The following is a 22,350-nucleotide window of genomic DNA, read 5'->3' on the forward strand; positions in this document are numbered from 1 at the left end:
GTTACTCGGCGCCGGTGAGCAGGCTGAGGATCGATCCCGGTGTGCCCGCACCGCAGATCAGCTCGAAGTCCCGGCGGGCCTCCTCCGCCTCCGCGGTGCTGCGAACGAACAGTTCCGCCTCGTAGGCGGCGAGAGCGGCTTCGACGTCGCCCGGACGTGCGGCGAGGAACCGGCCGAGCTCCGCGCCGTCGAGCATGGCGAGGTTGGCGCCCTCGCCGTTGGGCGGGGAGAGGTGTGCGGCGTCGCCGAGCAGGGTCACGCCCGGTACGCGCTGCCAGCGGTGCTCGGCGGGCAGCGCGGTGATCGGGCGCAGGACCGGCGGGGTCTCGCCGTCGGTGATCAGTGCGGTGAGTTCGGGTGCCCAGCCCTCGAACTCGGCCGCGATCGCCGCGGTCGCCGCCGCCGGGTCGGTGAAGTCGATCGCCGCGAACCATTCCAGCGGCTTCTCGAGTGCCACGTACGTGTGCAGCACGTCGTTGCTTTCGCGGTGGGCCTGGATGCCCTTGCCAGGCGTCGGCGCGGACATGCCGCCGGCGCCGACGGTCGCGGCGCCGGCCGGGTGACGGGTGTCGGCGTCGTACAGGTAGGTCTCCACGTAGGACGTGCCGTAGTACTCGGGCTTCGCGGCCGAGAGCAGCGGCCGGACCCGCGACCACGCGCCGTCCGCACCGACGAGCAGGTCCGTCGTCACCGTCGAGCCGTCGGCGAAGGTCACCTCGTGACGTCCTCCGCCGAGTGGCGCGACGGCGGTGACCTTGTGGCCCCACCGCACCGTGCCCTCCGGGAGGGACTCCAGCAGTATTCGGCGCAGGTCGCCGCGCAGCACCTCGGGGCGGTGGCCGGTGCCGTCGTCGGGCAGGTCGAGCAGGACGGTGCCGTCCGATCCGAGGACCCGGTGGGCTTCGGCGCCCGCGTGGATGATCGCGTGGAACTCCTCGGTGAGTCCCGCGGCCGCGAGTGCGATCTGCCCGTTGTGTTCGTGGATGTCGAGCTGCCCGCCCTGGGTGCGGGCGGTGGGGGAGGCATCGGCTTCGTACACCGTCGACGCGATGCCGTTGACGTGCAGCACGCGAGCGAGGACGAGCCCGCCGACGCCTGCTCCGATGATCGTGACTTCCGTGCTCATGGCACTCCTCCAAGATTGGAACGTTGTTCCATTCCATCTTGGAACGACGTTCCAGACGTGTCAAGATGAGTGCGTGACATCACGGACCCGGCGCACGGACGCCCTCTCCCGCGAGCGGATCGTCGAGGCGGCGGTCGAGCTGCTCGACTCGGCCGGCGAGAGCGGGCTGACCTTCCGCGCCCTCGCCGAACGTCTCGCCACCGGCGCTGGAGCGCTCTACTGGCACGTGGCGAACAAGGGGGAGCTGCTCGACGCGGCCACCGAGGCCGTCGTCTCCGTCGCGCTGTCCACGCCGCCCGTCAGCGGGGACACGCCGGGGGAGCGGATCCGGGCCGTGGCACTCGGCCTCTACGAGGCGATCGACCGGCACGCCTGGCTCGGCGCCCAGCTCGCCACGCAGTTCGCGCGCAATCCGCTGAACGCGGTGGCGCCCCGCGTCTGGGAGAGCTTCGGCCGCCAGGTCCGCACGCTGGGCGTGCCCGAACCCGCCTGGTTCCACTCGACCTCGGCGCTCGTGAACTACGTCCTCGGCGCGGCGGGCCAGAACGCGGTCAACGCCGGCGGCGCGCAGGGCCGGACCGGTGACCGCGGCACGCACCTCGACTCCGTCGCGACGGCGTGGGAGCAGCTCGATTCCGAGAGCTACCCCTTCGTCCGCGCCGTCGCCGGCCAGATCCGCGACCACGACGACCGGGAGCAGTTCCTGTCGGGGGTCGACATCGTGGTGGCCGGGATCGTCGCGGTGCACGGGCGCGTTCTGTGAGCCGGTGCGTCAGCCTCGGGCGGTGCCTCCCAGAGCGCCGACGACGGTCCTGACGACCAGTTCGGCCCGTGACGCTCCGGCCGCGACGAGGTCCGGGGCGTTCTCGGGCAGTGTGTGAACCTCGTGCAGCAGGGCGAGGTAGACGTGGCGGCACCAGTCCGCGCCGACCGCGGTGATGTCTCCCGCCTCCCTCAGGCGTGCGAAGACCTGTTCAAGCCCGGCCGCGACCTCGGGGCTCAGTCCGGAGTGGCAGCCTTCCTGGTCGCTGGCCAGTTCCATCGCGAACCGATGGCTGACCTTGAGCTCGAAGACGATCTCGGTCAGCCGCTGGAACTCCAGCAGCGGAGACACCGCGTGCGTCCGCGCCTGCTCCAGCGCGCTGAGGTAGCGCTGGTTGAGCTGCTCGGACAACGCCTCCAGCAGCGCCAGGCGTGAGGCGAACCGGCGATGCACGGTGACGCGGGTCAGGCCGGCCGCCTCGCCGATGCGCTCCAGCGACGCGGAGGGATCTGCGGCGAGCACGTCCTCCGCGGCGGCGAGGATCCGCGCGGTGTTGGTTTCCGCGTCCGCCCGCAGGCGCCGCGCAGTCGTCTCAGCCACCAGCAAATGATACATGGCTGTCACAGCTATTGCATATCCGTGACAGCCGTGTATCACTTAATGGGGAGAGAACACCGCAGAGAGGAACCAGTCGTGGACCTGCAACTCGAAGGCAAGCGCGTGCTCGTGACCGGGGCGAGCAAGGGCATCGGGCTCGCCGTAGTCCGGGCGTTCGTCGCCGAGGGCGCCTCCGTCGTCGCCGCCGCGCGCCGCAACACCGCCGAGCTCAAGGAGACCGGCGCCCACTTCATCCCGGCCGATCTGTCCACTCCGGACGGTCCGCGCGAACTGGTCGAGGCGACGCTGGCGCTGGACCCGCGGCTCGACGCGCTGGTCAACAACGCCGGCGGCGGTGACGTGCCGGACGGGATGTTCGAAGATCCGTTGAGCGGAGACGACGACACCTGGACGAACGTGTTCGCGCTGAACCTGGGCAGTGCGGTGCGCACGACCCGTGCCGCGCTTCCCGCGTTGATCGAAGCCAAAGGCGCCGTGGTGAACATCAGTTCCACCAGCGCCCGCGACCCGCACACCGCGCCGTTGCCCTACTCGTCGGCCAAGGCGGCGCTGAACGCCTTCACCCGCGGCCTGGCCGAAGCGGTCGGCCGTGCGGGCGTCCGGGTCAACGCCGTCACCCCCGGCGGCACGCGGACGAACATCATGCTGAGTCCCGACGGCTACCTCGCGGGCGTCGCGGCGAACATGGGCATCGAGCACAGCGCGTTGCTGGCGGCGTTGCCCGACCAGTCGGGCATGCTCACCGGCAGCCTGATCGACCCGGACGAGATCGCCCGCGCCGTGGTGCTGCTGGCCTCGCCGACGATGCCGAGCGCCGTCGGGTCCAACTGGACCGTGCACGCGGGCTCGGTCAAGAGCGCCTGAGACGGGCGTTCCCCGAAGGTAGGACGGCGGCTTTGCTGACGCTACCGTGGCCCGATGCGGGCGCCCAGGAGAAGGTCCATCGTGGTGGCCAAGCTGGAGGCCGACCGCGGTGACAGCGCGCAGGCGGCCATCCTCGCCGAGTTGCGGCGGTGCCTGCTGGACGGCGTGCCGCCCGGCAGCGCCATTCCGCTCGACGAGGTGGCCGCCGTGTTCGGCGTGAGCCGGATCCCCGTGCGGGAGGCGCTCAAGACGTTGATCGGCGAGGGCCTGGTCGAGCACCGGCCGAACTTCGGCTACACCGTCGCGAAGCTGACGCCAGGGGAGTTGCACGAGCTGTACGTGGTGCGGGGCGTGCTCGAAGCCGCGGCGCTGGGGGCCGCGGTCTCGCGGGCGCGACCGGCCCACGACGAGCAGGCCCGCGCCGCGCACGCCGCACTGGCCGACGCGCTGGCGGCCGGTGACGTGCGGGCGTACCACCGGGAGAGCCGCCGGTTCCACCTCGCCCTGGTCTCGCCGAGCGGGATGAAACGGCTGCTGGACATGTTCGAGTCGGCCTGGAACCTCACCGAACCGTTGCAGCCCATGGCACACGTGCGCGAGGCGGAACGCGTGGCGCTGCACGCCGACCACGAGGGCATGCTCGCGGCGTTCGTGGCACGGGACGCGACAACGCTGGTGGAGGCGGCCCGGACGCACCACGACCGGCTGCGGTCGTCGCTGGCGGCCGTGCCGAGGGACACCGGCCTGTTCGCGGACGGGGAAGATATACGTTTCCCGTAGCAGCCGGGAAACAACTCCTTCCTACGGTGGCGTCACCCCACCAGGCAGGAGCGCGGCGATGACAGCGACAGCAACGAACGCGGAACGCAGGCTCGCCTACGACCCGAGGCTGACCAACGCCGATCTGGCCCCGTTGGAGAAGCAGACCTGGGGCTCCTACAACATCTTCGCGTTCTGGATGTCGGACGTGCACAGCGTCGGCGGGTACGTCACCGCGGGCAGTCTCTTCCTGCTGGGCCTGAGCGGCTGGCAGGTGCTGGTGGCGCTGGTGGCGGGGATCGGCATCGTGCACTTCTTCTGCAACCTCGTCGCGAAGCCCAGCCAGCAGACCGGCGTGCCGTTCCCGGTGATCAGCCGCAGTGTGTTCGGCGTGCTGGGGGCGAACGTGCCCGCGGTGATCCGGGGGCTGATCGCGGTGGCCTGGTACGGCATCCAGACCTATCTGGCGTCCGCGGCTCTGGACGTGGTGCTGCTCAAGCTGTTCCCGTCGTTGCTGCCGTACGCGGACGTGCAGCAGCACGGGTTCCTGGGGCTGTCCGCGCTGGGCTGGGCGTCGTTCACCGTGCTGTGGTTCGTGCAGGCGGCGGTGTTCTGGACGGGAATGGAGACGATCAGGCGGTTCATCGACTTCTGCGGCCCCGCCGTGTACGTGGTGATGTTCCTGCTCGCCGGCTACCTGATCGCCCGCGCGGGCTGGGGAGCGATCGACTTCAACCTCGGCGGCGTGGTGCACACCGGCTGGGCGTCGTTGCCGGTGATGTTCGGCGCCATCGCGCTGGTGGTCTCGTACTTCTCCGGACCGATGCTCAACTTCGGCGACTTCTCCCGCTACGGCAAGTCGTTCGCGGCGGTCAAGCGCGGCAACCTGCTCGGCCTGCCGGTGAACTTCCTCGTGTTCGCCGTGCTGGTCGTGGTCACCGCCTCGCTGACCGTGCCGGTGTTCGGCGAGCTGCTGACCGACCCGGTCGCGACGGTCGCGCGGATCGACAGCACGTTCGCCATCGTGCTGGGGGCGTTGACGTTCAGCATCGCCACGGTCGGCATCAACATCGTCGCCAACTTCATCTCGCCCGCGTTCGACTTCTCGAACGTCAACCCGCAGCGGATCAGCTGGCGCGCGGGCGGCATGATCGCCGCGGTCGGCTCGGTGCTGATCACGCCGTGGAACCTCTACCACAACCCGGCGGTGATCCACTACACGCTGGAGACGCTGGGCGCGTTCATCGGCCCGTTGTTCGGCGTGCTCATCGCCGGGCACTACGTCGTGGCACGGCAGCGCGTCGACGTCGACGACCTGTTCAGCATGTCGCCCACCGGGAAGTACTGGTACCGCAAGGGGTACAACCCGAAGGCGATCATCGCGACCGCCGCCGCCTCGCTCGTGGCGATGGTGCCGGTCCTGCTGCCCGCGCTGTCGGACGTCGCTCCCTACAGCTGGTTCGTCGGCATGGCACTGGGCTTCGTGGTGTTCACCCTGCTGTCACGGGGAGACCGGTGAGGATCCAGGTCGTCAATCCCAACACCAGCGCGGCCATGACCGAGACGATCGGCCGCGCGGCCGCCGCGATCGCCGCACCGGGCGTGGACGTGCGAACCACGTGTCCGTCAATGGGTCCGGCGTCGATCGAGAGCCACTACGACGAGGCCCTCAGCGTGCCGGGTCTGCTGGCCGAGATCGCGTCCACGCGGGCGGACGGCTACGTGATCGCCTGTTTCGGCGATCCGGGCCTGGAGGCCGCTCGCGAACTCGCGGACGGTCCCGTGGTCGGCATCGCGGAGGCGGCCATGCGCACCGCGGCCTTCCTCGGCCGGGGGTTCAGCGTCGTCACGACGCTGGACCGGACCCGCGGCCGCGCCTGGGACCTCGCCCACCGCTACGGCGTGGCGGGGTTCTGCCGAGGCGTGTCGGCCTGCGACGTGCCGGTGCTGGAGGTGGAGGCCGCGGTGGACGCCGTGGTCGCCGCCTGCCGTAGAGCGGTGGCGGCGGACGACTCGGACGTGGTGGTGCTCGGGTGCGCCGGCATGACCGCCCAGCGCGCCGAGATCGAGCGCCGGGTCGGCCTTCCCGTCGTGGACGGCGTCCAGGCGGCGGTGCTGCAGGTGGAATCGTTGGTGCGCATGGGTTTGCGGACGAGCGGGGCGGGGGAGTTCGCCGCGCCGCCGACGAAGCCCTACTCCGGCCTCCTCGAACCGTTCACGACGGCCTGACGGGCGGTTCAGCCCGTCGCGTCGCGGACGTCCTGCCCGTGCTCGGCGAACGCCTTGAAGTCCTGCATGTGTTGCAGCGACTGCTTGCGGAAGCTGCCGGGCATCAGGAGCCCCACCAGCCGCATCAGCAAGCCGCTGAACCGGTACTCGTTCTCGCTCACCCAGAGCGTCGACTCCGGGCCGGTCTCGGTCAGGCGCTCGCGCGCGGCGCTCCACATGCCCTTGCCGACGATCTCGCGTTCGAAGTGGACGACGCTCTCCTTCGGGATCCCGTGCAGGTCCACGGGTTCCCGGCGCGTGATGGTCTCGGTGGCCTCGAACTCCTGCTGTCCCATCCGCATCACCACTCGCGACTTCGTGCCGACCTGCCCGTGCTCCCCGTTCAGCGGCTCGTGCAGCACCAGGCCGCGCAGCCAGTTCGGCAGGTGCCGCGGGTCGGCGAGCAGCTGGGCCACCCGCTCGCGCGGCAGGGCGATCTCCAGCGAGACGGTGTACTTCATGGCGGAGCGCTCCAGTTCTCGGGGAAACGGACGCACGCTAGCAGCTCCGCCCTGGTCAGAGCCCTTGCGGTCAACCGGTGACGACGCCCGTGCGCCACGCCCAGGCCGCTATCTCGACGCGGTTGCGGACGGCGAGCTTGCGTTGCGCGTTCGCCAGGTGCGTCTTCACGGTGGCGACGGAGACGTACAGCTCGGCGCCGATCTCGTCGTTGGTGTGGCCGTTCGCGACGAGCTTCACCACGTCCAGTTCGCGGTCGGTCAGCGGTTCCGGCAGCGGCCTGTCCACAGTGGAGTCCTGCCGCGCCGGCGCCAGCTTCGACAGCAGCCGCACCGTCACGGCCGGGGAGATGAGGCTGGTGCCGGTGGAGGCGGCGCGGACCGCCTCGATCAGCAGAGCCGGTGACATGTCCTTGAGCAGGAAGCCGCACGCGCCGTTGCTCAGCGCGCGGTACACGTACTCGTCGAGGTCGAACGTGGTCGCGATGAGCACGTTGAGAGGTGCGTCCACACCGGGCCCTGCGAGCAGCCGCGTCGCCTCCAGGCCGTCGAGCGCCGGCATCCGGATGTCGAGCAGGCAGACGTCGGGGCGCAGGCGGCGGGCCTGTTCCACCGCGCGCTCGCCGTCCGCGACGCTCGCCACGACCTCCATGTCGGGCTGCGTGCCGAGGATCATCCCGAACGCCGAGCGGATCATCTCCTGGTCGTCGGCGATCAGCACCCGGATTGTCATGCCGTGGAGGATGGCAGAAGCGCTGTCACTGCCCACCCACGACCCGTCGGGCCCGCGGTGAGGCTGCCTCCCGCCGACTCCACCCGTTCGGCCAGGCCTACCAGGCCGAAGCCGCCCTTGGGCAGGCCGTTGTCACCTGCCTGGCCGTCGTTGGTGACGCTGATCTCCACCTCCTGGCCCCTGGCACGGGCGCTGATCATCACCTGACTGACGCGGGTGGCGTGCCTGAGCACGTTGGTGAGCGCCTCCTGCACCACGTGCCGGGCGGCGTCCACAGTGGAGGTGGGCAGGTCGAGGGAGGCGATCGCCGGGTCGACGTTCGTGCTCACCGGCGCACCGGCGAAGCTGGTCGCGAGATCGGTCACCATCAGCGTGAGCGCTTGGTGGGGGTGCATCGGGGTGTTGTCGTCGCGCAGGACGTCGACCATGGTCCGCATCGACGTCAACGCCTGCGAGCCCGCCCGTTCGATGCCGTCGAGCATCTTGTCCAGCACCACCGGGTCCGGCAGTTGCCCGCTGCCCGTGGCGAAGCGGACCGCCTGGGTCTGCACGACGATCGCGGTCACGTGGTGGGCCACGAAGTCGTGCAGGTCGCGGGCGTACTCCAGCCGTTGCGCCTGCCGGGACAGCTGGAACGAGTCGGTGCGGCTGCGGTCGTACAGCCGCATGACCAGGCCGAGCAGCAGGACGAACGCGAACACCACGGCGATGACGAACGCCATCAAGGGGGTGTAGGCGGTGTCCAGGTCCTCCAGGCGCAACGGCAGTGTGGTCGCGGCGAGGCCCAGCAGAAGGCACAGCCCCGCCGCGCGCCAGGCCGGGAACACCAGCAGGGTCCGGACGCAGAGGCACGCGAGCCCGATGAGCTCGAAGAACCCGAACGTGTTGTCGAGGTGACCGGGCAGCACGGTCGCGCACACGACGGTGAAGGCGATCGACAGCGTCCCGATGCCCGCCACGGCGCGTGCGGGCAGGTCGCGCGTGAACAACGCCACCGAGGGCAGGATCCCGCAGATCACCAGGCCCACGGCCCCGTACACGCTAGGTGAGCTGAACGCCTCGACGACCAGCACGGCGCCCCCAGCCGCGACGATCAGCCAGAAGACGACGCGTTGCCACCAGGTGAGCCGCGTCAGGATGCCTGTCATACCGGCGACGGTAGGTCAGAGCCGCGGCCAGACGCCTCAACCTTTTGGTGGAGCCGCGCCGAGATCACTCAGCAGTGCGATGGATCCGCGCGGCGTCTTGCGCCAGCAGGCTCTGGACCGTTCCCCGAAGTCGACGAGAACGGTGTCAGATGGATCAGCGAACGGTGGCGGTGGCCGACCGGCTGGGCAAGGTGTACGGGTCCGGGCAGGCCGCGGTGACGGCGCTGGCCGAGGTGTCCGCGCAGTTCCGGCGCGGCGAGTTCACCGCGGTGATGGGGCCGTCCGGCTCCGGCAAGTCCACCCTCATGCACTGCCTCGCGGGGCTCGACACGCCGACCTCGGGCAAGGCGTGGGTCGGTGGCGCCGACCTCGGCTCGCTGAAGGAGGCCGAGCTCACTCGGCTGCGGCGGGACAAGATCGGGTTCGTCTTCCAGTCGTTCAACCTGCTGCCCACGCTGACGGCCTGGGAGAACATCGTCCTGCCGCTGACGCTCGCCGGGGTGAAACCGGACCAGGACTGGACGCGGCGGGTGATCGACGCGGTCGGGCTCGGTGACCGGCTCGGGCACCGGCCCTCCGAACTGTCCGGCGGTCAGCAGCAGCGCGTGGCCTGCGCGCGGGCGCTCGTGTCGCGGCCGGAGATCGTGGTGGCCGACGAACCGACCGGCAACCTCGACTCCCGCAGCGGTGCGCAGATCCTGGGGCTGCTGCGCCGGTGCGCGAAGGAGTGGGGACAGACGGTCCTGATGGTCACGCACGACCCGATCGCCGCCGGCTACGCGGACCGCGTGCTGTTCCTCGCCGACGGCCGGATCGTCGACGAGATGGCCGGCCCCACAGCGGATCTGGTGCTGGACCGGATGCGCCGCTTCGACGGCCAGGCGGTGCGCTGATGATCCGCGTGGCATGGCGGTCCATGACGGACAACCGGATGCGCTTCCTCCTGCCGGCGATCGCGATCGTGTTCGGCGTCGCGTTCGTCACCGGCTCGCTGGTCTACGGCGACACCGTGCGCGCGGCGGTGGAAGGCGCCCCCAAGGACTTCGACGTGCAGGCCGAGCAGCGGGACAACGAGGCGATGTCCCCCGCTACGGCCGAACGGCTGCGCGGCGTGCCCGGGGTGGGCGGCCTGCACCTCGTCGCCGAGGGCCCGGCGTTCCTGGTCGGCAAGGACGGGACGCTCGTCGGCACTCGGGGATCCGACGGCGGGGTCAACTTCGACCCGCAGCGCCACAAACTGACCAGCGGCGCCGCTCCGGCCGGACCGGACGAGGTCGCGCTCGACAAGTGGTCCGCGCAACGCACGGGCTACCAGGTCGGCGACAAGATGCGGGTCGTCGTGGTGGGCACGGCGCGCGACGTCCGGCTGACCGGTGTGTTCGACTTCGAGAGCACCGAGATCGTGCAGGGCGGCACGCTCGTCGCGTTCGCCGACGCCACCGCGAGGGAGCAGTTCGCCCCCGGCAACGGCGGCTACACCTCGGCGTTGCTCACCGCGGCGCCGGGCACCGGTCAACAGGCATTGGCCACCGCGGTGGTGAAGGCGTTGCCCGAGCTCCGCTCGTACACCGCTGACGAGCTGACCAGGCGCGAGGCGAGCTACGGCGACAAGCTGACGATGATCCTGCTGATCTTCGCGGGCGTGGCGCTGTTCTCGTCGGCCTTCCTGGTGGCCAACACCTTCACGATGCTCGCCGCCGCCAGGGCGCGCGAACACGCGCTGCTGCGGGCGATCGGTGCCGGGCGGCGGTACGTGCTGCGCATGGTCCTCACCGAGGCGTCCCTGCTGGGCGTCGTCGCGACCGTGCTCGGCTACCTGCTGGGCGTGGGTGGCGCGGCCGCGTTGAAGTCGCAGTTCGCCGTCTTCGAAGGGGCACCCGTCCCGTTGCGGCCGTTCACTCCGGCCACGCTCCTCGCGGCGTTCGGCGTCGGACTCGGCGTGACCCTGCTGGCCGCCTACCTCCCGGCTCGCCGGGCCGCCGCGGTCCCGCCGATCGCGGCACTGCGCACCGGTCTGCCCCCGACGGGGAAGTCGTTGCGCCTCAGGAACATCACGGGTTTCGTGGTCACGGCGATCGGCACCCTGATGGTCGTGCTCGGCCGCGGTGAGCAGACCATGATCTACCTCGGCGCGCCGGCCATGCTGATCGGACTGATCATCCTCACGCCGTTGCTCGCCGCGGGTCTGACCTCCGTGCTGCGCCGCCCGTTGACCCGGTTCGCAGGCCTCACCGGCACCCTGGCCGTGGAGAACACGCGCCGCAACCCGCGCCGCACCGGCGCGACGGCGAGCGCGCTCATGATCGGACTGTCGGTCTGCGCCGCCGTCACCGTGCCCATCGCCTCGATCTCGGCGAAGAGCGCGGAGACCGCGAAGGCCTGGAACAACGCGGACATCCGGGTGGAGGCGCTTCCGTTCGCGGAGATCAGCCCGACCATCGCCGACGAGATCGCGAAGATTCCCGGCGTCGAGCACGTCACGGCGTTGCGCCAGGCACTGCTGCCGCTGGACAAGGGGACCCTGCAGGTGACCGGGGTGAACGCCAGATCGATCAGCGCGCTCGTGCCGCTGACGGTGCGCGAGGGCTCGCTGGACCAGCTCGGTACGGGTATCGCGGTGCAGAGTGGTGTCGCGGCGGCGCACGGCTGGACGGTCGGTTCCAAGGTGGGCAAGGAGAAACCGCTCACGGTCGTGGCCACGTTCGACGCACCCGAGGAGTTCGGCGCGGACGCCCTCGCCGACACGGCGAACATCCCGGCGGGGGAGGGGTGGAATCGCGAGGTGCTCATCAAGGCCGGTGGATCGGCGGAGAAGGTGCGCGACGACATCCGCACCGCGCTGGACAACCCGGTCCTCGTGGTGCAGACGCGCGACGAGTACGTCAAGGCGCAGGCCGCGCAGTTCGACCTGTACCTCAACATCCTCTACGCGATGCTGAGCGTCTCGGTGCTGATTGGGGCGATGTCGGTGGTCAACACCATGACGATGTCCACAATGGAACGCATCCGCGAGATCGGCCTGCTGCGCGCAGTCGGGCTCGGCCGGTCCCAGGTGGGCGCCGTGCTGCGGATCGAGTCGGTGATCATCGCGGTGATCGGTGCGCTGGTGGGCGTCGTGTCCGGCTGCGTGATCGGGGCGATGACGGTGAGCGGACAGGCGAACACCACCCCCGTGCTCCCGTGGGACCGGCTGGCCGTGTTCATGGCGATCACCGTCGCGATCGGTGTCGCCGCGGCCTTCGTCCCTGCCCGCCGCGCCGTGCGGATCCCGATCCTGACGGCGATCAAGACGGACACCGAGTAGTCATGTCCGCGAACCTGAGGAGGAAGACCTTGCGTCCCATGCTGTCCGTCGTCGTGCTGACGACCTCCGTGCTCTGCGCCGGTGGCGTCGCTTCCGCCGCGGAGCAACCGGACTGGAAACCGTGCGCGGCGGTGGCCGCCGGGTGGAATCCGGCCGACCAGCGCACCGAGTGCGCGATGGTCCGGGTACCGCTCGACCACGCGAACCCCGGCGGGCGGCAGATCGAGATCGCCGTCAGCAGGCTCAAGGCCACCGGTGACAGGACCGGTGCGATCCTGGTGAACCCCGGCGGCCCCGGCCAGCAGGGCGTGACGATGCCGAGCCATCTCGCCGCGAGCAAGGCCGGTGGGCTCCACGTCCGGCACGACCTCGTCGGCTTCGACCCGCGCGGCATCGGTTACAGCACAGCCGTTCCGTGCGAGCGCGACGAGACGCAGCCGGACCCGTCGCTGTCCCCGGAGGAACGCGCCAGGTTCGCCGCCGAACGCGACGCCAGGCGCAACCGCGAGTGCTTCGACCGCGACCCGGATCTCGCCCGCTCCATGACGACCCAGAACGTCGCCCGCGACATGGACGTCATCCGCGCGGCACTCGGCGAGACGAAGATCGGCTACTACGGGATCTCCTGGGGCACCGGGCTCGGCGCGATGTACCGGACGCTGTTCGACGATCGCGTGGACCGGATGCTGCTCGACTCCGTCGTGCCGCCCGTGCTCGACGTGCGGACGATGGACGACGGTCAGGCCAACGCGGGGGAGAACACCTTCCACGAGTTCGCCGCCTGGATCGCCCGCTACGACGCCGTCTACCACCTCGGCGCGACCCAGACCGCGGTGGCGCAGGCGTTGCTGGACCTGCGGGCCGAACTGACCGCCCACCCGCGCACCATGCCCGACGGCAGCGTCGTCGACGGCGACACCGTGAACATGATGTACGCCAACCCCCGCAAGGAATGGGCGGGCCTCGCCGCTCAGCTCAGGTCCATCAAGGACGACGGAGCGGCAGCGGCGCCGTCACGGCCGGGCGGCCTCGGCTGGGACGCGGACGTCCACCGCTACGACCCGTTCCCGCAGACCGCGTTGCTGTGCAACGACTCGCCCAGCGCGCGCGACTTCGAGACGGTGTGGCGCCACCACGAGGAGCGCGTCGAACGCTTCCCGGTGGCCGGCCGGTTCGGCATCTACGAACAACGCTGCGTCGGCTGGCCGACGGAGGGAAGGCCGTGGGACCTCAAGGCCGGCAAGAGCCCGGTGCAGCTCGTCGCCCACCTCTACGAGCCGGTGACGCCGATCGGCTGGGCCCTGGAGATGCGTGGTCGCATCGGCGGCGACCTGATGACGATCGAGGACGACGCCCACGGCTCGCTGCAGGACCTGCCCTGCGCCGAGGCCGCGCTGACGTTCTTCGACACCGGCCGCACGTCGACGAACAGCTGCGCGGGCGCACCGGTTCCAGCGCCTTAGGTCAGGCGCCCGCCGACTCCCGCTGGATCAGGTCGGCGACGGCGGCCGGGCCGCTCGGGTAGGGAGTGGCTGGCGTCCCACGTCTCCGTGCGCGAGCAACGCGCGGCGAAGCGCCTGGCCGCCGGTTCGTCGACGTCGCCGTGGAGCGTCGCCCTGGCGTCGTCCGGGTCCACCCGAAGCCGTCCGGCACCACGACCAGTCCCTCGCCGGGGCGTCCGCGCGCAGCGTGGCCGGGGATTCGCCGACGTCGAGGATCCAGCTGCTGAGGAAGGTCAAAGCGGACGCCCCGGACACCGTCCCCGCGGTGACTCCTCCGAACGAATGTCCTGCCACCACAGTCGGCTCCGGCGAGCGCGAGATGATCGCCCCGGCCTTCGACGCAGATCGGATCATCGGGCAAAGCCAGGCTCAGCCTGCGGAGTTCGGTGCCGGTGCGGTCTTGGGGAGAAGGCGCAGCAGCGGCAGGCAGAGTGCGGTGACGACCATGACGGTGATGACGGCCAGGGTCATGGCGCGGTCGGGTGCGCCACCGTGGAGGTACACGGTGGTGACCGTGGCGGAGCCGAGTGCGGTGGCGAGTTGCTGAACGGCGGTGAGGGTGCCGCTGGCGCTGCCTGCCTCGGTCGGGTCGACGTCGCCGATGGTGATGTCGAAGAGCGTGCCGAAGCAGGCGCCCATGCCGATGCCGGCGAGCACACTGGCGGGTGCGAGTGCGAGGAGGGTGACGCTGGTGCCGCTGGTCATCACCAGAGCCAGCAGCCAGCCGCCGCCGGCGAGCGTGACGAGCATGCCGGCGAGGATCAGGCTCCGTCCCATCCGCGCGGCCAGGCCCATGCCCGCCCCGGCCCCGGCGATGATGCCGAGCGTGAGCGGGAGCATGCCCACGGCGGCGCTGCCGGGGCTCGCGCCCAGTGCCTGCTGGATGAACAGGGAGATGACGAACGCCAGTCCGTTGGTGACGGCGAAGAACATCAACCCGACGGTCAGCCCCGAGACGAAGCCCCTGTTGCGGAACAGGGACGGCTTGATCAGTGGCGCCGCGGCGGTGCGCTGACGGCGGGCGAACAGCAGCAGGAACAGCACACCGGCGGCGAGGGAGAGGACGGCGGGCAGGCTCCAGTCGGACTCGGACCCCTCGATGAGGCCGAACATCGTGCCGAGCACCGCCACGGCCAGCAGGCCGGCTCCGGTGCCGTCCACGGTGACGGAGCGGTCGCCCTGGGAGCGGGGGAGCAGGCGGGCGGCCAGCGCGATGCCCGCCGTGCCCAGGAGGAGGTTGACGAGGAAGATCGGGCGCCACGACAGTCCGGCGACGTCGGCCTCGATGACGAAACCGGCCAGCACGGGACCCGCGATCGTGGCGATGCCCAGCAGCGGGCCGAACAGGGTGAACGCGGTGCGCCGCATCTCCGGGGTGAAGTGGCGCGCGATGACCGCCATGCCCTGGGGGATGAGCAGAGCTCCGAACGCGCCCTGCAGCACCCTGGCGATGATCAGGACGGCCGGTGCGGGAGCCAGCCCGCAGATCGCGGAGGCGACGGTGAAGCCGGTCATCCCGATCAGGAAGAGCCGGCGCTGGCCGTACCTGTCACCGAGCCGCCCGCCGACCACCAGCAGGACGCCCATGGCCAGGGCGTAGGCGGCACCGAGCCATTTGATCAGGCCCGGCCCGCCGCCGATCTCCCCGGCGATGCTCGGCGCGGCGATCGTGGTGACCGTGGCGTCGATCATGTCGAGCGCGTCGGCGAGCAGGACCAGGCCGAGAAGTGCCCACATGACCGTCCGGCTCAGCGCCGTGCGGTCAGGTGTGGTGCTGATGGACGCCTGCATGGCGTGCTCCCGTGGGTCGAAGAGGATGTCTCCACGAGAAAAGCAGAACGATTCTATTTTCGCAATCAGTATGAGTTCGGATGTGTTCTAGGTTATCCTGGGTGCATGGTGACGACCCGTGGATCAACGCCCGGCCGGCGCGATCGGAAGAAGGCCGCGACCCGCCAGGCCCTGGCCGACGCGGCGCTGAAGCTCTTCCTCGAACGCGGCTACGACAACGTGACGGTGAAGGAGATCGCCGAGGCGGCGGACACCGCGATCGCGACGCTGTTCGCACACTTCCCCGCGGGCAAGGAAGCGTTGATCCTCGCGGACAGCGGTGAGCGGCTGGAGTCGCTGACGGCCGCGGTCCGCGAACGAGCGGACGGCACTTCCGTCCTGGACGCCCTGCACGCCTTCTTCGCGGCGCGAGGGCCGTTCAACGAGAACCTTCCCGAGGAGTACCGGGTCCGCATGGACCTGGTGCTGCGCACACCCGCGCTGTGGGCCTACGCCCGCACGGTGTGGGTCGCCTGCCAGGCCCCTCTCGCCGAGCTGCTCGCCGAAGCCGCCGGCCTCGACGAACCCGGCGACTCCGAGCACCTGCTCGCCCGCTACGTGCTCGAGACCCCTGATCTCGCCTCGTCCCGCCCCGATCGCCTGGCCGCTCTGGGTGAGGCGTTCGCCCGGCTCAAGCGAGGATGGCCGCAGCTGTGAATCCGCTTCGCGCCGAAGGAAAGAACGTGCTGGTCACCGGCGGCAACGCGGGCATCGGCTACTTCGTGGCCGAGCAGCTGGCCGCAGCCGGTGCCACCGTCGTGCTCGGCAGCCGTGACGGCGGCAAGGCGGCCGCCGCTGCCGCCGCGATTCGTGCCGAGGTGCCCGGCGCCGCGGTCCGTCACATGCCGCTGAACCTGGCTGATCTGCGCTCGCTGAAGTCCTCCGCGGACACCCTGGAACTCGATCGCCTCGACGCCGTGGTGCTCAACGCCGGTGTGGCGCTGGACTCCCCGGCCCGGCGGGAGAGCGTCGACGGCCACGAGCTGATGTTCGCCACCAACCACCTGGGCCACTTCGCACTCCTGCACTGGCTCGCCCCGATGCTCACCGCGGCTCCCGCCGCCCGCGTCATCACCACCGGCAGCTTCGCGGCCCGCTCCGAACGGCTCGACCTGGACGATCTGCAGTCCAGCGGGTCCTACGATCCCAAGAGGACGTACGGACGCTCCAAACTGGCGCAGATGAGCTTCGGGTTCGAACTCGACCGCCGTCTGCGTGCCGCGGGCAGTCCCTGGCTCAGCGTCGTGGTCCATCCCGGCGGTGCGCTGGACTCCCTGACACCCGCGCGAGCCGGAGTGCACACCCGCTCCACACCCCGGCGACTGCTCGGGCTGCCCGCGGGACTGCTCCTGCACGGCAAGGACGCCGGCGCCCGGCCTGCCGTCCTGGCCGCTCTTGATCCCGACGTCCGCGGTGGACAGCTCTGGGGTCCGCGCCAGTTCGGCCTGCGCGGCGCACCCCACGTCGAACAACCGCACGCGCACATGACCGACCCCGGCACCGCCGCCCCGCTGTGGACGAAGAGCGTCGAGCTGACCGGAGTCGACCCCGTGGCCTGACTCAGGCGATCGCCTCGTACACGGCGGAAACGTAGGCCTCACTGCGGTTCGAGCCGATGATGCCGGGCGCCATGCGGTTCATCGCGTACGAGATGGTGAGCCGGCGCTCGAGATCCATGATGATCATCGACCCGCCCCAGCCGCCCCAGAAACAGATCTTCCCGGCGGGGATCCAGGGGAGTGTCTCCTTCCTGGGCAACGCGAAACCCGTTCCCCAGCGGATCGGAATGCCGAGCACCAGGTCGACACCGTCGGCTTGGACCTCGAAGATCAGGTCCAGTGTCGCGTCGCTGAGGAAGCGGGTGCCGTCGACGCTGCCACCTCGGGAGATCACCGACAGCAGCCGGGCCACCGAACGGGCGTTGCCGTGGCCGTTCAGCGCGCCGATCTCCGCTCCGCGCCAGTCTGCGGTGTTGGCCGCGCCGGCGTCCACGGCCGGGCCGGCGAACGTTCGGGCCGCGACGCTGCCGGGCTCTGGCAGCCGCGTCGGCGGAGGCGGCGGGACGATCTCGGCGATGCGCGGCCAGTCCTCCTCCGCCGCGCCCAGGTGGAAGTCCGCCGCCAGCGGGCCGCTCAGTTCGTTCGCGACGAACTCGCGCAGCGTGCTGCCGGTGACCCGCCGGACCAGTTCGCCGAGGAGGTGGCCGTAGGTGGCCGCGTGGTAGCCGGATGCGGTACCGGGTTCCCACCAGGGTTCCTGGCTTGCGAAGAGCGCCGTCGTGTCCATCGGGTCGTGGAGATCGGCGAGCTTCACCGGTTGCTCCAGTCCGGACAGGCCGGAGGTGTGCGACAGGAGGTGGCGGACCTCGATGACGTCCTTGCCGCGGTCGGCGAATTCGGGCCAGTACCGGGCGACCGGGGCATGCGCGTCCAGCAGTCCGCGATCGATCAGCAGCAGCGTCGCGAGACTGGTGACGGTCTTCGTCGTCGACCAGACGTTGACGATGGTGTCCCGTTCCCAGCCGGCGGTTCGTGCGGTATCGCGGTATCCGCCCCAAATGTCCACAACAGACTCACCGTCGACGTCCACCACGAGGGAGGCGCCGAGCTCTTCGCCGGTGGCGAGGTTGTTCTCGAACGCGGCGCGCACGGCGTCGAAGCGACCGTCGTGTGAGCCGGAGGAGAGAGTCATGCCGTGAGGTTAAAACCTGACACCAGTGTCAGGTGCAAGAAGCGATTCGATAAGCGAATCGATGAGCCGGCAGGAGTGAAACGTCTTCGCGTCCATGCTTGATTCGGCCAAGTTCGGTTGTTAACGTCCACATCCGCTTGTGGCGCGGGTCACACCCGAAGCCGCGCTCTCGGCCTGCCTCGAACCGTGGCGACCGTCAACGTTGATCCACGCGAGGAGCCGGAATGAGATTCCCGAGGTTCGCTGTGCTGGCAGTCGCGCTCTTGGCGGCGGCGTGCGGCGGGCCAGCGGACGGGCAGCAGCCCAAACCCGGTGACGGTGCGCTCGTGGGCGTCACCATGCCCACGACCAAGTCGGAGCGCTGGATCAGCGACGGCGAGAACATCAAGCGCGACCTGGAGTCGCGAGGGCACCGGGTCGACCTGCAGTACGCCGAGAACGACGTGCCCACCCAGGTGAAGCAGATCGAGAACCAGATCGCCATGGGCGCGAAGCTCCTGATCATCGCTTCGGTGGACGGCTCCGCGCTGACCAAGCCGCTCGACACGGCCGCGAACGCCAGGATTCCGGTGATCGCCTACGACCGGCTGCTGCGCGGCAGCCCGAACGTCGACTTCTACGCGACGTTCGAGAACTTCCGGGTCGGCGTCTACCAGGCCGAGTCGCTGCTGACCGGGCTGGGCCTGCGCAACCCCGACGGCAGCCCCGGCCCCGCGGCGGGCCCGTTCAACATCGAACTGTTCGCCGGCTCGGCGGACGACAACAACTCGGCGTTCTTCTTCAACGGCGCCATGTCGGTGCTCAAGCCGTACCTCGACGACGGCAGGTTGGTGGTGCGCAGCGGTCAGACGGAGTTCCAGGCTGTCACGACCCTCCGCTGGGAAGGCGAGACCGCCCGCAAGCGCCTGGAGGAGATCCTCGGCACGAGCTACCGCAAGGCCAAGGTGAACGGTGTGCTCTCGCCCTACGACGGCATCTCCCTCGGCATCCTCACCGCGCTGAAGAACGGCGGCTACGGCCCCGAGTTCCCGATCGTGACCGGCCAGGACGCCGAGCTCGGTTCGGTGAAGTCCATTCTCGCCGGCGAGCAGTACTCGACGATCTACAAGGACACCCGCGAACTGGCGAAGGCCACGGCGTCGATGGCCGAGGCCGTGCTGAAGGACCGCACACCGCCACAGCTGAACAACCTCAACGACTACGACAACGGCGTCAAGGTCGTTCCGGCGTTCCTGCTGAACCCGGTGAGCGTCGACAAGGCCAACTGCCACAAGGTTCTCGTGGAGTCCGGGTACTACACCGACGACCAGCTCCGCTAGCCGTGAGCGTGGCGGTGACGTCACCGCCACGCTCACGTGCCGATCAGGGATTCCAGTACCGGGTGACGAAGACGCGGTCGAAGCGCCGGGCGATCAGGTCCTCGCGCTGCACCGCCCAGTGGACGGTGGCGCCCTCCCAGCCCTCGATGTCGGTGTGCCAGTCGGCGAGAAGCACCCAGTCCGCGAAGTGCTCCGACACCTCGCCGTCCACCTTGCCCGCCTTCTTGGCGCGCAGGGCCGTGCTGATGACCGACTCGACCGGGTCGCGGAGGTCCGTCACCTCCTCGGAGGCGCACCCTCCGATCTGGAGCGTCCCCCAGTCGCCCGCGTCGTCACGGGCCTCGCGGAGCAGTCCGACCAGTGCGGCCGAGTACGGGGGCCACTTCGAGTCGTTCCACATGTCGACGCTGAAGTCGTCGTCGCAGAAGTGGGGCAGCGACAGGTCCGCCGCCGCCCGCAGCGGTCCCCGCGGGTACTGCTCGATCATGTCGCGGTAGTCGTCCACATCGGCCCACCAGGACAGGTACCTGTCCCGTTCGGACACGGCGGTTCCGGCCGGGACGTGGACGGCGCTGCCGACGTTGCCGTAGCAGTCGTCGTCCTCGGGGAAGGCGAAGAGCAGCAGGTGACCGTCGGAAGGCAGGGGGAGTCCGGCGGCCTCGGCGGGAAGCGCCGCCAGGTCGAGGGACGCGACGTGGGGGTGGGAGGGGTCGGGGGCGTCGGCGGGGAGCAGGAGCGGACCGCCGAACTGGCCGACGACCGGCCCGTCCCCGCCGAGGTTCAACCGGAGGCAGGGACGGGCGACCGCCACCCACCGCTCCACCTCTTCGGCGGAAAACCCCTGTGCGACAGCCTTTTCACGGAAAGCGTCTAATCGATCTCGCGTTGGCGAACTCACCCCGGAGATCGTAGGGCCACCCCGTTCGCGATCTTCCGTCCGCTACTCGAACACTCCGTAACCGGCCACGGCGTGTGCCCGCACACCGTCCATGTCGAGCTCCACGCCGATACCGGGAGTGTCGGGCAGCGTGATGTAGCCGTCCTTCACGATCGAGCCGCTCCCGTCGGCGGCGTGGACGTAGCTGTCCCAGACCTCGCGTTCCTCGAGGGCGTGCCATTCCTGGACGAAGAAGTTGGGGATTGCTCCGCACAGGTGCGACGTGGCCATCGTGCCCAGCGGTGTCGACACCAGGTGCGGTGCGAACGGGATGTAGTGCAGCTCCGCGAGGTTGGCGATCTTCTTCGCTTCGGCGAGGCCACCGCACTTCGGCACGTCCGGCTCGATGACGTCCACGGCGCCGCGTTCGAGCAGGTCGCGGAAACCCCACCGCAGATAGAGGTTCTCGCCCGCGCAGATCGGTGTGCGGGTCTGCGCGCGCACCCGTGCCAGCGCGTCGACGTTCTCCGCCGGCAGCGGTTCCTCCAGCCACATCAGGCGGAACGGTTCGAGCTCCCACGAGATCCGGCACGCGCTCGGCACGTCGTAGCGGGCGTGCAGGTCGATGGCCAGGTCGACGTCCGGTCCGATCGCCTCCCGCACGGCGGCCACCCGTTCGGTCATCGAGCGCAGCTCGGCGTTGTTGATCGTGTGGTTGAAGGCGTCGAACTTGGCGGGGTGGTGGAGGTCGTCGATGTCGAACTTGATGGCGGTGAAGCCTTCGGCGACCATCCGCTGGGCCCGGTCGACGCATCCGGCGACGGAGCCCGCCGGGTCGTCGCCGTCGCCGCAGTCGGCGTAGAGGCGGATCCGGTCGCGGAACTTCCCGCCGAGCATCCGGTAGACCGGCTGACCCGCGGCCTTGCCCGCGAGGTCCCACAACGCGAGCTCGATGCCGGACAGGGCGATCACGAACACCCCGCCCTGGGGGCCCGCGAAGACCTTGTTGCGCCGCAGCTTCTCCCAGCACCGCTCGACGTTGCGCGGGTCCTCGCCGATCAGGAGGGGCTTGAGGTGGTTGATCATTCCGACCACCGCGCCGGCACCCGCGTCGGGATTGGCCTCGCCGAACCCGCTGATGCCCTCGTCGGTGTCGATCCGCACCAGGGTGGCCTCGCCGTGGTAGGCCACCACTGCCGTCGTGACGTTCACAATCCGCATTTGCTCTCCCAGCGCTGGGTCGTGCATATGAGACGGACTGTCGCTTTCTCCAACTTGTCCTATAAGCTGATGACATGCAAAGGGGACAAGAGTCTCCGGATCCTGTCAAGGTCCGCACTCTTCCGGTCCAGGTGGCGGCACACCTGACCCGCCGCATCGTCAGCGGCGAGATGGAGGACGGCCGGGCCCCGTCGGAACTCGACATCTCCCAGGAGTTCGGGGTGTCCCGCGTCGTGGCGCGGGAGACGCTCAAGATCCTCGCGTCGCTCGACATCGTGGACGTCGCACAGGGAAAGCGCGTCGTCGTGCGTCCCCCTGCGGAGTGGGACTACCTGAGTCCGTTGCTGATCGAGTGGCTGCCGTCGGAGACCGTCGGCGAGCTGTTGCAGGAGCTGCACCAGATGCGCGTGCTGCTCGAACCGGAACTCGCCGCGATGGCCGCGGCCAGCGCCACCGACGAGGCGCTGGACCGGCTCAGGGGCGAGATCGACCGCATGTCGGCGCTCGAGGCGGATCCCAACGCGTACCTCGAGGTCGACCACGAGTTCCACATGGAGATCTGCCGGGCCGCGGACAACCGCCTGCTCGACCGGATCATGTACTCGGCCCGCTGGCTCGGCACGGCCAGCCGGCGCATCACCAACGAGGCACCGGCCGCGCTGCGCAAGGCCACCGCCGACCACACCGAGATCTACGAAGCGCTCGTGGCGCGCGATCCCGACCGTGCCCGCGCGGCGATGCGCAAACACCTCGCCAACAACTCCAACCTCCTCGCGGAGAAGGAGCAGCAGACCAGGAGTGCCCGGCGGCGTTAGCGCCGCACGGCCATTTCGCCAGACAACGCTTCAGCAGTTCGGCGTCCTTCGCCG

General features: G+C 70.0%; 21 protein-coding genes. 12 read left to right on the forward strand and 9 right to left on the reverse strand.

The genetic code is table 11. The features are described 5' to 3' along the window. Position 1: 1 nt before the first annotated feature. Complete coding sequence (locus tag ACIQF0_RS15385) at positions 2–1,126, reverse strand: FAD-dependent oxidoreductase (protein ID WP_401029766.1); 1,125 nt, start codon at positions 1,124–1,126, stop codon at positions 2–4. 73 nt (positions 1,127–1,199) lie between these two features. Here ACIQF0_RS15385 and ACIQF0_RS15390 point away from each other — a divergent pair, with 73 nt between their 5' ends. Next, on the forward strand, positions 1,200–1,889 hold the full coding sequence (locus ACIQF0_RS15390) for a TetR/AcrR family transcriptional regulator (RefSeq protein ID WP_401029768.1): 690 nt from the start codon (positions 1,200–1,202) through the stop codon (positions 1,887–1,889). 9 nt (positions 1,890–1,898) lie between these two features. Here the strand turns inward: ACIQF0_RS15390 and ACIQF0_RS15395 are convergent, their stop codons facing one another. Continuing rightward, positions 1,899–2,489, reverse strand: a complete 591-nt coding sequence (locus tag ACIQF0_RS15395) for a TetR/AcrR family transcriptional regulator (RefSeq protein ID WP_401029771.1) — start codon at positions 2,487–2,489, stop codon at positions 1,899–1,901. Positions 2,490–2,582: 93 nt separating this feature from the next. Here ACIQF0_RS15395 and ACIQF0_RS15400 point away from each other — a divergent pair, with 93 nt between their 5' ends. The 4 genes from ACIQF0_RS15400 to ACIQF0_RS15415 are packed head-to-tail and all read left to right on the forward strand — an operon-like array spanning position 2,583 to position 6,359. After that, the gene (locus tag ACIQF0_RS15400; RefSeq protein ID WP_401029773.1) at positions 2,583–3,371 is read left to right on the forward strand and encodes an SDR family NAD(P)-dependent oxidoreductase; all 789 of its coding nucleotides are present in this window, start codon (positions 2,583–2,585) and stop codon (positions 3,369–3,371) included. A gap of 54 nt (positions 3,372–3,425) precedes the next feature. Then, positions 3,426–4,151, forward strand: a complete 726-nt coding sequence (locus ACIQF0_RS15405) for a GntR family transcriptional regulator (RefSeq protein WP_401029776.1) — start codon at positions 3,426–3,428, stop codon at positions 4,149–4,151. 58 nt (positions 4,152–4,209) lie between these two features. Continuing rightward, positions 4,210–5,649 carry an NCS1 family nucleobase:cation symporter-1 gene (locus tag ACIQF0_RS15410; RefSeq protein WP_401029779.1) on the forward strand — a complete coding sequence of 480 codons (1,440 nt, stop codon included), beginning with the start codon at positions 4,210–4,212 and terminating at the stop codon, positions 5,647–5,649. Further along, positions 5,646–6,359, forward strand: a complete 714-nt coding sequence (locus ACIQF0_RS15415; RefSeq protein WP_401029782.1) for an aspartate/glutamate racemase family protein — start codon at positions 5,646–5,648, stop codon at positions 6,357–6,359. The genes ACIQF0_RS15410 and ACIQF0_RS15415 overlap by 4 nt, the downstream gene beginning before the upstream one ends. Positions 6,360–6,367: 8 nt before the next feature. Here ACIQF0_RS15415 and ACIQF0_RS15420 read toward each other — a convergent pair whose 3' ends face one another. Genes ACIQF0_RS15420 through ACIQF0_RS15430 form a run of 3 tightly spaced genes read right to left on the reverse strand, consistent with a single transcriptional unit; the run spans position 6,368 to position 8,737 of the window. After that, on the reverse strand, positions 6,368–6,895 hold the full coding sequence (locus ACIQF0_RS15420; RefSeq protein ID WP_401029785.1) for an SRPBCC family protein: 528 nt from the start codon (positions 6,893–6,895) through the stop codon (positions 6,368–6,370). Between the two features lie 34 nt (positions 6,896–6,929). Continuing rightward, on the reverse strand, positions 6,930–7,589 hold the full coding sequence (locus ACIQF0_RS15425) for a response regulator (protein WP_401029788.1): 660 nt from the start codon (positions 7,587–7,589) through the stop codon (positions 6,930–6,932). Next, the gene (locus tag ACIQF0_RS15430) at positions 7,586–8,737 is read right to left on the reverse strand and encodes a sensor histidine kinase (protein ID WP_401029791.1); all 1,152 of its coding nucleotides are present in this window, start codon (positions 8,735–8,737) and stop codon (positions 7,586–7,588) included. The genes ACIQF0_RS15425 and ACIQF0_RS15430 overlap by 4 nt, the downstream gene beginning before the upstream one ends. A gap of 149 nt (positions 8,738–8,886) precedes the next feature. On the opposite strand from ACIQF0_RS15430, the gene ACIQF0_RS15435 reads away from it, so the two are divergent. The 3 genes from ACIQF0_RS15435 to ACIQF0_RS15445 are packed head-to-tail and all read left to right on the forward strand — an operon-like array spanning position 8,887 to position 13,504. After that, positions 8,887–9,630, forward strand: a complete 744-nt coding sequence (locus ACIQF0_RS15435) for an ABC transporter ATP-binding protein (protein WP_401029793.1) — start codon at positions 8,887–8,889, stop codon at positions 9,628–9,630. Continuing rightward, entirely contained in the window at positions 9,630–12,041 is a 2,412-nt protein-coding gene (locus tag ACIQF0_RS15440) for an ABC transporter permease (protein WP_401029796.1), read from the forward strand. The genes ACIQF0_RS15435 and ACIQF0_RS15440 overlap by 1 nt, the downstream gene beginning before the upstream one ends. 38 nt (positions 12,042–12,079) lie before the next feature. Then, positions 12,080–13,504 (forward strand): alpha/beta fold hydrolase, encoded by a 1,425-nt coding sequence (locus ACIQF0_RS15445; RefSeq protein ID WP_401029987.1) that lies wholly within the window; start codon positions 12,080–12,082, stop codon positions 13,502–13,504. 408 nt (positions 13,505–13,912) lie between these two features. Here the strand turns inward: ACIQF0_RS15445 and ACIQF0_RS15450 are convergent, their stop codons facing one another. Next, positions 13,913–15,334, reverse strand: a complete 1,422-nt coding sequence (locus ACIQF0_RS15450; RefSeq protein WP_401029799.1) for an MFS transporter — start codon at positions 15,332–15,334, stop codon at positions 13,913–13,915. Between the two features lie 105 nt (positions 15,335–15,439). Here ACIQF0_RS15450 and ACIQF0_RS15455 point away from each other — a divergent pair, with 105 nt between their 5' ends. Continuing rightward, positions 15,440–16,030 carry a TetR/AcrR family transcriptional regulator gene (locus tag ACIQF0_RS15455; RefSeq protein ID WP_401029801.1) on the forward strand — a complete coding sequence of 197 codons (591 nt, stop codon included), beginning with the start codon at positions 15,440–15,442 and terminating at the stop codon, positions 16,028–16,030. Next, a complete protein-coding gene (locus ACIQF0_RS15460) occupies positions 16,027–16,932 on the forward strand; it encodes an SDR family NAD(P)-dependent oxidoreductase (RefSeq protein ID WP_401029804.1) in 906 nt (301 codons plus the stop codon). Before ACIQF0_RS15455 ends, ACIQF0_RS15460 begins: the two co-directional genes overlap by 4 nt. Before the next feature lies 1 nt (position 16,933). On the opposite strand, the gene ACIQF0_RS15465 is transcribed toward ACIQF0_RS15460, so the two are convergent. Further along, positions 16,934–18,064 carry a serine hydrolase domain-containing protein gene (locus tag ACIQF0_RS15465; RefSeq protein ID WP_401029807.1) on the reverse strand — a complete coding sequence of 377 codons (1,131 nt, stop codon included), beginning with the start codon at positions 18,062–18,064 and terminating at the stop codon, positions 16,934–16,936. 224 nt (positions 18,065–18,288) lie between these two features. Between ACIQF0_RS15465 and chvE the strand changes: the two genes are divergently transcribed. After that, complete coding sequence (gene chvE / locus ACIQF0_RS15470) at positions 18,289–19,383, forward strand: multiple monosaccharide ABC transporter substrate-binding protein (RefSeq protein ID WP_401029810.1); 1,095 nt, start codon at positions 18,289–18,291, stop codon at positions 19,381–19,383. Between the two features lie 43 nt (positions 19,384–19,426). On the opposite strand, the gene ACIQF0_RS15475 is transcribed toward chvE, so the two are convergent. Beyond that, the gene (locus ACIQF0_RS15475; protein ID WP_401029813.1) at positions 19,427–20,194 is read right to left on the reverse strand and encodes a DUF1963 domain-containing protein; all 768 of its coding nucleotides are present in this window, start codon (positions 20,192–20,194) and stop codon (positions 19,427–19,429) included. 129 nt (positions 20,195–20,323) lie between these two features. Then, entirely contained in the window at positions 20,324–21,481 is a 1,158-nt protein-coding gene (locus ACIQF0_RS15480; RefSeq protein ID WP_401029816.1) for a mandelate racemase/muconate lactonizing enzyme family protein, read from the reverse strand. 74 nt (positions 21,482–21,555) lie between these two features. Here ACIQF0_RS15480 and ACIQF0_RS15485 point away from each other — a divergent pair, with 74 nt between their 5' ends. After that, complete coding sequence (locus ACIQF0_RS15485) at positions 21,556–22,296, forward strand: FCD domain-containing protein (RefSeq protein WP_360038297.1); 741 nt, start codon at positions 21,556–21,558, stop codon at positions 22,294–22,296. Positions 22,297–22,350 lie beyond the last annotated feature (54 nt).

Source organism: Lentzea sp. NPDC092896 (genome assembly GCF_044754905.1).
In the GTDB taxonomy this organism is placed as follows: Bacteria; Actinomycetota; Actinomycetes; order Mycobacteriales; family Pseudonocardiaceae; genus Lentzea.